The organism is Streptomyces sp. NPDC000878 (assembly GCF_053599695.1).
This window is the reverse complement of the sequence record NZ_JBSFMT010000149.1, coordinates 1-7,672: the sequence shown is the minus strand read 5'-3', so window position 1 is coordinate 7,672 and position 7,672 is coordinate 1. Positions and strand designations below refer to the sequence as shown.

4 protein-coding genes and 1 pseudogene are annotated in these 7,672 nt (G+C 70.4%); 3 read left to right on the top strand and 2 right to left on the bottom strand.

Annotated elements, in window-relative coordinates; all coding sequences use genetic code 11:
- Positions 1-190: 190 nt before the first annotated feature.
- Positions 191-907, bottom strand: coding sequence for a FadR/GntR family transcriptional regulator (locus ACWDR4_RS49330; RefSeq protein ID WP_450418664.1), 717 nt, complete (start codon positions 905-907; stop codon positions 191-193).
- A 249-nt stretch (positions 908-1,156) separates the two neighbouring features.
- On the opposite strand from ACWDR4_RS49330, the gene ACWDR4_RS49325 reads away from it, so the two are divergent.
- The 3 genes and pseudogenes from ACWDR4_RS49325 to ACWDR4_RS49315 all read left to right on the top strand — a co-directional run bounded on the left by ACWDR4_RS49325 (position 1,157) and on the right by ACWDR4_RS49315 (position 5,628).
- On the top strand, positions 1,157-2,440 hold the full coding sequence (locus ACWDR4_RS49325) for an enolase C-terminal domain-like protein (RefSeq protein ID WP_450418665.1): 1,284 nt from the start codon (positions 1,157-1,159) through the stop codon (positions 2,438-2,440).
- Positions 2,437-3,194: pseudogene (locus ACWDR4_RS49320) on the top strand (SDR family NAD(P)-dependent oxidoreductase). Before ACWDR4_RS49325 ends, ACWDR4_RS49320 begins: the two are co-directional and overlap by 4 nt.
- A gap of 73 nt (positions 3,195-3,267) precedes the next feature.
- Positions 3,268-5,628 (top strand): glycosyl hydrolase family 95 catalytic domain-containing protein, encoded by a 2,361-nt coding sequence (locus ACWDR4_RS49315; RefSeq protein ID WP_450418662.1) that lies wholly within the window; start codon positions 3,268-3,270, stop codon positions 5,626-5,628.
- Here the strand turns inward: ACWDR4_RS49315 and ACWDR4_RS49310 are convergent.
- The gene (locus ACWDR4_RS49310; RefSeq protein ID WP_450418660.1) at positions 5,600-7,552 is read right to left on the bottom strand and encodes a glycoside hydrolase family 31 protein; all 1,953 of its coding nucleotides are present in this window, start codon (positions 7,550-7,552) and stop codon (positions 5,600-5,602) included. The genes ACWDR4_RS49315 and ACWDR4_RS49310 overlap by 29 nt on opposite strands.
- Positions 7,553-7,672: the final 120 nt, after the last annotated feature.

Sequence of the window (7,672 nt, the reverse complement as noted above, 5' to 3'; positions counted from 1 at the left end):
ACGTCACACCGGAGGGCCTCGTACTCGTGGAGTGCGCGCCGGACGTGACGGCCGAGGACATCGCCGACCGCACGGACGCACCCTTGATCCGTAGAGCATGAGCATCAAGAGCAGCGCCCCGACTCCGGGGAGGGCGACTGCGGGATCTCGGATGTCCGTCACAGCGCATCAAGCCCAGCCCGTGGAGCGCTCAGGCGTTGCCGACGACGCCCGCCGGGACCGCGTCGCCGTGCTCCAGGTGCTCTCGCAGCCACGCGTCGGTGGTGTTCACGTGCACGAGCGCGGTGGCCGTGGCGAGCGCCGGGTCTCCGGCGGCGAGGGCGGCGTAGATCGCCTCGTGCTCGGCGAGCGTGCGGCTGGCCGCGTTGTCGTCGACGAGGCCGCGCCAGACCCTGGCGCGCAGGGTGCGTCCGGAGATCCCCTCCATCAGGGTCGCGAGCGTGCTGTTGCCGGTTGCCGCGATCACTGCCCGGTGGAAGGCCGCGTCGTGCTGGTTCAGCAGTTCCACGTCGTCGCGCGCGGCCCGCATGGCCTCCAGGTGCTGGTGGACCTCGTCCAGTTCATCCGCCGAGATGCGGCTGGCGGCCAGCCCGGTGGCCACCGGCTCGAAAAGCCGGCGCACCTCGGTGAGTTCCAGCACGGTGTCGCCCTGAAGCAGTTCCACCGCGGCCCCGAGGCCCTCCAGCAGCAGTTCGGGTTCGAGGCTGGTCACATAGGTGCCGTCACCCCTGCGGATCTCCAGTACCCGCGCGACGACCAGCGCCTTGACGGCCTCACGCGTCAGGTTTCTGGACAGGCCGAGATCCGCGGCGAGTTGCTGTTCGGGAGGCAGCTTGGCGCCCGGTGGCAGCTCACCCAGCTGGATGAGCTCCCTGATGCGGCTGATGGCCTTGTCGGTCAATGACATCGGTCGGACTCCCACTCCCGGACGGTGCGCCGCCAGAGCATAGCAACGAACATCCCATGTCTGAGAAGCCTTGAGGTTGCACGTCAATGGGATTAGCGCCTCATACAGCATCAAATCACCATGAAATTTCAAGCCTCTTGAGGAAATTACACCCACCCCCTAGACAACATCCCCGCCCTACCTGCTAATCCATCCCATGTCTTCAGTGATGAGTAAGCCGTGACTGAGCTGATCGCCGCCGTCGAGGCGATGGACGTGCGGTTCCCGACCTCCCTCGAACTCGACGGTTCCGACGCGCTGAACCCCGAGCCGGACTACTCCGCCGCCTACGTGACCATCCGCACGAGCAGCGGGGCCGAAGGACACGGGCTGGCGTTCACCGTGGGACGCGGCAATGACGTCGAGGTCGCCGCCATCCGCGCCTTGGCGCCCCTGGTCACCGGACTACCGGTGGAGGAGGTCCTGGCCGACCTGGGTGCCTTCTCGCGGCGGCTCACCGGCGACAGCCAACTGCGCTGGCTGGGGCCGGAGAAGGGTGCCATCCACATGGCGGCCGCCGCGATCGTGAACGCCGTATGGGATCTCTACGGGCGCCGCGAGGGCAAGCCGGTGTGGCGGTTGCTGGCCGAGCTGAGCCCGGAACAACTGGTCGACCTGGTCGACTTCCGCTACCTGGAGAACGCGCTCACCCGCGACGAGGCCCTGGACATCCTGCGCCGCGCTCGGCCCGGCCGCGCCGAGCGCACCGCACACCTCCTGGAGCACGGCTACCCGGCGTACACCACCACGCCGGGCTGGCTCGGCTACAGCGACGAGAAGCTGGTACGGCTGTCCAAGGAGGCGGTCGCCGACGGCTTCACACAGATCAAGCTGAAGGTCGGCGCCGACCCGGCGGAGGACGTACGCCGGCTACAGCTGGCCCGCGAGACGGTCGGCCCGGCCATCCGCATCGCCGTCGACGCCAACCAGGCCTGGGGCGTGCGGCAGGCCATCGACTGGATGGCGTCCCTGGCCCCCTACGACCCGTACTGGATCGAGGAACCCACCTCGCCCGACGACATCCTCGGGCATGCCACCATCCGCCGGGCGGTGGCCCCGATCAAGGTCGCCACCGGTGAACACACCCACAACCAGGTGATGTTCAAGCAGCTCCTCCAGGCGGACGCGCTCGACATCCTCCAGCTCGACGCCAGCCGCACCGCCGGCGTCACGGAGAACGTCGCCATCCTGCTGCTGGCCGCCAAGTTCGGCGTCCCGGTCTGCCCGCACGCGGGCGGCGTCGGCCTGTGCGAGATGGTCCAGCACCTGGCGATGTTCGACTACGTCGCCGTCAGCGGCACGACCGAGAACCGGGTCATCGAGTACGTCGACCATCTGCACGAGCACTTCACCGACCCGGTCCGCATCCGCGGCGGTCACTACCTCGCCCCGAGCGTGCCCGGCATCAGTGCCGAGCTGCACCCGGCGTCGATAGCCGCCCACCGCTACCCGGACGGCCCGGTGTGGGCCGAGATCGAGGAGAGCGCCCGATGAGCGAGCCGGAGTTCGCGGGGTTGAACGTCGTCGTGACCGGAGGTGCCTCCGGCATCGGGCTCGCGACCGCCCGGCTGCCGGCCGCGCGCGGCGCACGCGTGGCCTGTCTCGACCTCAAGCCGGCGACGTCCCCGCCCCGCTGGTCGGTGTGCGGGCGGATGTCGCCGACGACGCGACGGTACGTGCAGCGGTCGAGGGGGCCGCGGAGCGCCTCGGCGGCATCGACATCCTCGTCAACAACGCCGGGATCGGGGCGCAGGGCACGATCGAGGACAACACCGACGACGAATGGCGGCACGTCTTCGACGTCAATGTCTTCGGCATCGTACGGACGACCCGGGCCGCCCTGCCGTATCTGCGGCGCTCCCGGAACGCGGCCGTCGTCAACACGTGTTCCATCGCCGCGACGGCCGGCCTGCCGGACCGCGCGCTGTACTCCGCGACGAAGGGCGCGGTGCTCGCGCTGACCCGGGCGTGCGCCGCCGACCTCGTGCGCGCCGGCATCCGGGTCAACTGTGTCAACCCCGGCACCGCCGACACCCCGTGGATCGGCCGCCTGCTGGAGAACGCCGACGATCCCGAGACCGAGCGCGCCGCCCTCGACGCCCGTCAGCCGATGGGACGTCTGGTCAGCGCCGACGAGGTGGCCGCCGCCATCGCGTATCCGGCGAGCCCTCTCTCCGGGTCCACCACAGGTACCGACCTGGCCGTCGACGGCGGCATGAGTGGACTGCGGATCCGCCCCCGCACCTGACAGGTTCCTCTGCCGCGTGTGGCGGATCCGCTCCTCACCCGCCCCCGCGTGTCCCGGCCGCAAGGAAGAAACGATGAAGCTCACAGCTCCCCGCGCCGACGCTACGGCGCTGCCGCCCCGGTTCGCCCTCCCCGACCGCGGTATCCACGACACGGCCCCCGCCTCCTCGTGGACCGACGGGTTCCTCACCGGCAACGGCGAGTGCGGTGCCGTCCTGTACGGGGAACCGGCGCTGGAAAAGGTCATCCTCAATCACCACCGCATGGTCCTGCCCAACGGCACCCGCGACATCGCCCCGCCCGACCTCTCCGGGCGCCTGGAAGCCGTCCGGGACAAGTCGCTGGCCGGGGACTACGCGGGGGCGAGTCGTGACTTCGCCGACGGGTGGGAGCTGCGGTGGACGCAGACGTACCACCCCGCGTACGAGTTGCGGATCGCCACGCCGGGAATGCGCGCGGTGCGCGGCTACGCCCGGATCACCGACTTCCGCACCGGTGAGGTCACATCGACCTGGACCGACAGCCACGGCACCTGGACCCGCCGGGCCTTCGTCTCACGCGCCGACCGGGTCGTCGTCCACGAACTGCTGCCGGCCCCCGGCCGCAGGATCGACACCACGCTGAGCATCCACACCGACCTCGACGACCTGCCCGCCGGGCCGAGCTTCACCACGGTGGCCTCGGTCGTCGACGGCTGCGGCTTCCTGAACCTGCGCTGCGCCTACCCCGCGGCCCAGGGCGCGTACGGCTACGAGGGCGTCACCCGCGTCGTCGCGAGCGGGGGCACGGTGGGTGCCCACGGACCGGCCATCGTGGTCGAGGGCGCGACCAGACTCACGCTGCTCACCAGGCTCGACCGGTACGAGTCCGCCACCGACTGGGACTCCCGTCCCCTGCACACCCAACTGGCGGCCCTGGAGGCGGACTACGACGTGCTGCGTGCGCGGCACACCACGGTCCACTCCGAGTTGTACGACCGCTCGCGCCTCGACCTGGACATCCCCGAGGCCGACCGGCGGTTGCCGACGAGCGAGCTGATCGCCCGCCAGAACGCCGACCGGAACGTCATCGACCTCGCTCTCCTGGAGCGGCTCTACGACTCTGGCCGCTATCTCTTCCTCAGTTCCAGCGGCGTCCTGCCGCCCCGCCTCACCGGCGTCTGGACGGGATCCTGGTCCGGTCGCTGGGCCGCCGACTTCACCACCGACGCCAACATCAATCTCCAGGTGGCGGGCGGCAACATCCTCGACCTGACCGAGGCCATGGACGGCTACTTCGCTCTCGTCCTTGACCAACTCGACCACTGGCGGACCAATGCCAGGAACCTCTACGGCGCCCGCGGCTTCCTCGCCCCCTCCCGCACCGACGGCGAGTACGGGCACATGCTCCACTTCAACGGCGACGACTTCCCCGGCCACTGCTGGACCGGCGGCGCCGACTGGATGCTGTACCCGTTCATCGAGTACTACGAGGTCACCGGCGACGAGGCGTTTTTGCGGGACAAGCTGGGCCCCGCGCTGCTCGAACTCGCCCTGTTCTACGAGGACTTCCTGACCCGCACGGATACCGACGACAAGGCGGTGTTCGTGCCGTCCTTCTCCATGGAGAACGCGCCCGGCAACACCGGTGTGTATCTGTCGGTCAACGCCACCGGTGACATCACGGCGGGCAGGCACGCCCTCACGGCCGCCGTCGACGCCGCGCACGCCCTCGGCGTCGAACAGGGCGACGGGGAGGGCGTGGAGCGCTGGACCGCGCTGCTCGCGAAGCTGCCCGACTACCGCGTCAACGAGGACGGGGCCCTCGCCGAATGGTCCTGGCCGGGCCTGTCCGACCACTACGACCACCGGCACGTCCAGCACCTCTACGGCGCCTGGCCCCTGCACGAGATCAACCCGGAGGAACGGTCCGATCTCGTCGCCCCGGCCCTCCGGGCGCTCGACCTGCGCGGCGACCAGAACGTCTCCGCGCACGGCAGCCTGCATCGGGCGCTTGCCGCCGCCCGGCTCAAGGACGGCGACAAGGTCTACGACAACCTGCGCAAGATCCTCGGCAACGACATGCTCTTCCGCTCGCTCATGACCTCCCACAATCCGGGCCTGGACATCTACAACGCCGATGCCGCCAACGCGCTGCCCGCCGTGCTGGCCGAGGCGCTGATCCACTCCCGGCCCGGCGTCCTGGAAATCCTTCCCGCACTGCCCTCTCAACTCGCCAAGGGCACGATCACCGGCGTACGCGCGCGAGGCAGGCTCCGCGTGCACAACCTCAGCTGGGACCTGCCCGCCGGCACCGCCGACCTGACCGTCACGTCGGACATCACCCAGGACATCACGCTGATCAGCCGCCACGGGCCCGGCCCGCAAGCAAGGACAGTGTCCCTGTCCGCCGGGGAGCGAACCGAGATCACTGTTCGCCTGCGCGAGGTCCCGTGAACACGCCTGTCAGGTCTGCCCCTTGGCGTACGAAAACGGGGATGCGGTCCAGCGGCGCGTCGGCATCGAGCGTGGTGCCGCCTTCGTGAGCGGTGCCGCAGGCCGTGTCCAGCCACTTTGCCGCTGACGGCAGGTACACCGGCCGGGACCGGGCCCCGGCCACGTACACGGGGGCGACGAGCAGATCGGGCCCGAGCATGAACTGGTCGTCCACCTCCCAGGCGCGCTCGTCCTCGGGGAAGTCGAAGAAGAGCGGGCGCATGGGCGGGGCACCGGTGGTGTGGGCCTGCTCGGACAACTCCGCGAGGTAGGGGCGCAGTCGCTCGCGCAGGTGGAGGTGGACGGTGAGAGCGGGGTGGGGTTCACGGTCACCGTGCAGGCGCATGATGGGGCTGAACGTGCCGTACTCCAACCAGCGGATCAGCAGTTCGCGGTACGCGGGGTCGTCCGGGTCGCCGCCCTGGAAGCCGCCGCTGTCGGTGTGCCACCAGGGGATGCCGCTCATGGCGACGTTCAACCCGGCCCGGATCTGGCGGGCGAGGGAGTCGAAGGTGGCGGGGACGTCCCCTGGCCACAGGGCCGCGCCGTAGCGCTGGCTGCCCGCCCAGGCCGCACGGACCGGCGTCAGCGGCCGCTCCTCGCCCGCCGCGTGCAGTCCCTCGGCGACAGCGCGGGCGTGGTGCAGCGGGTAGATGCTGCCGGTCTCGGCTGCCGGCCCGGCGGCGTACACGGCGCGGTCGGCGGCTTCACTCGGCAGATCGGGTTCGCAGGCATCGAGCCAGAAGCAACCGATGCCCAGCGCAAAGTAGTTGTAGCTCAGCCTCTGCCACAGGGCGCTGCGGGCGCCGGGATCGGTGGCGTCGTAGTACGCCATGGGCGTCCCCGAGCCACCGCCGGTAAGCGCCCCCGAGTGATCGTCCCGGGACGGCCACGGGGCGGTGAGCAGTCCGCCGTCCGCGTCCCGGACGAGGTGTCCCGCCGAGCGCAGGGCGTCGTAGGTGTCACTGCCGGGCTCGACGGTCGGCCACACCGACACGGCGAGCTTCACCCCGAGGTCCCGCAGTTCCTTCACCATCGCGCCCGGGTCGGGCCACTCGCTCTCCTCGAAACGCCAGTCCCCCATGCGCGGCCAGTGGAAGGAGTCGCAGACCACGACCGAGAGGGGCAGCCCGCGGTCCTTGAACTCCCGTGCGACGGCGAGGAGTTCGTCCTGCGTGCGGCAGTGCGGCTTCGACTGCCAGACCCCCGAGGCCCACTCGGGGAGGAGGGGCGGGTGTCCGGTGGCATCGGCGTACGCGGCCATGATGTCGGCCGGGGTGTCCCCCGCGGTGACCCAGTAGTCGATGCGACCGCCCGCGTCGGCCACCCACCGTGTCGTGTCGGAGCCCAGCTCCACGCGACCCGTCGCCGGGTTGTTCCACAGCAGCCCGTAGCCGCGCGAGGAGTGCAGGAAGGGAATGGCGGCGACGGTGTCGCTGTGGACCAGGTCGATCACACACCCCTTCTGGTCCAGCCGGCCGTGCGGATGCCGGCCCAGGCCGAACAGCCGCTCGCCGTCGTACGCCTCGAAGCTCTGCTCCGTCCGGCCGTCCGCCGCCCGGGCCCTTGGACCGCGGTGCCAGGTGTACGGCCGCTTCTCGGCGAGGAGTTCACGGCCTGAGGCGGTGTGCAGGAAGCGCAGCCGCCCGTCCTCGTCGGCCTCGACGGTGAGCCGGCCGTTGGCCAGGTGGGCCGAGCCGTCGTCCGCTATCGACAACTCGGCGTGAGGGGAGGACGGGGAACTGTCGAGTGCGCCGGGCGCGGCCGGGGCGAGGACGCCCGCGGAGGCTCGCGCGCGGATCGCGTGCGGCCCCCATGGCTCGATCCGCAGGATCTCGTCTCGCGTGTGCCGTTCCAGACCGCCCGCTCGGATGCTGTAGGGCAAGGGAGTTCCTCGGTTCCTCTCGGGACTGACCTGCACGTTAGCGCCGATAGGGCGGTTGACGTGCAAAAACTACTGACAGTGTTTGTCACTGTTGCGCAGCGTTATTCGGGGTCTTGTGCC

What these genes read in the sequence shown, in the direction of transcription:
- ACWDR4_RS49325 (WP_450418665.1), top strand. Translation starts at nt 1,157, where the DNA reads ATGGACGTGCGGTTCCCGACCTCCCTCGAACTCGACGGTTCCGACGCG.
- ACWDR4_RS49315 (WP_450418662.1), top strand. Translation starts at nt 3,268, where the DNA reads ATGAAGCTCACAGCTCCCCGCGCCGACGCTACGGCGCTGCCGCCCCGG.
- ACWDR4_RS49330 (WP_450418664.1), bottom strand. Translation starts at nt 907, where the DNA reads ATGTCATTGACCGACAAGGCCATCAGCCGCATCAGGGAGCTCATCCAG.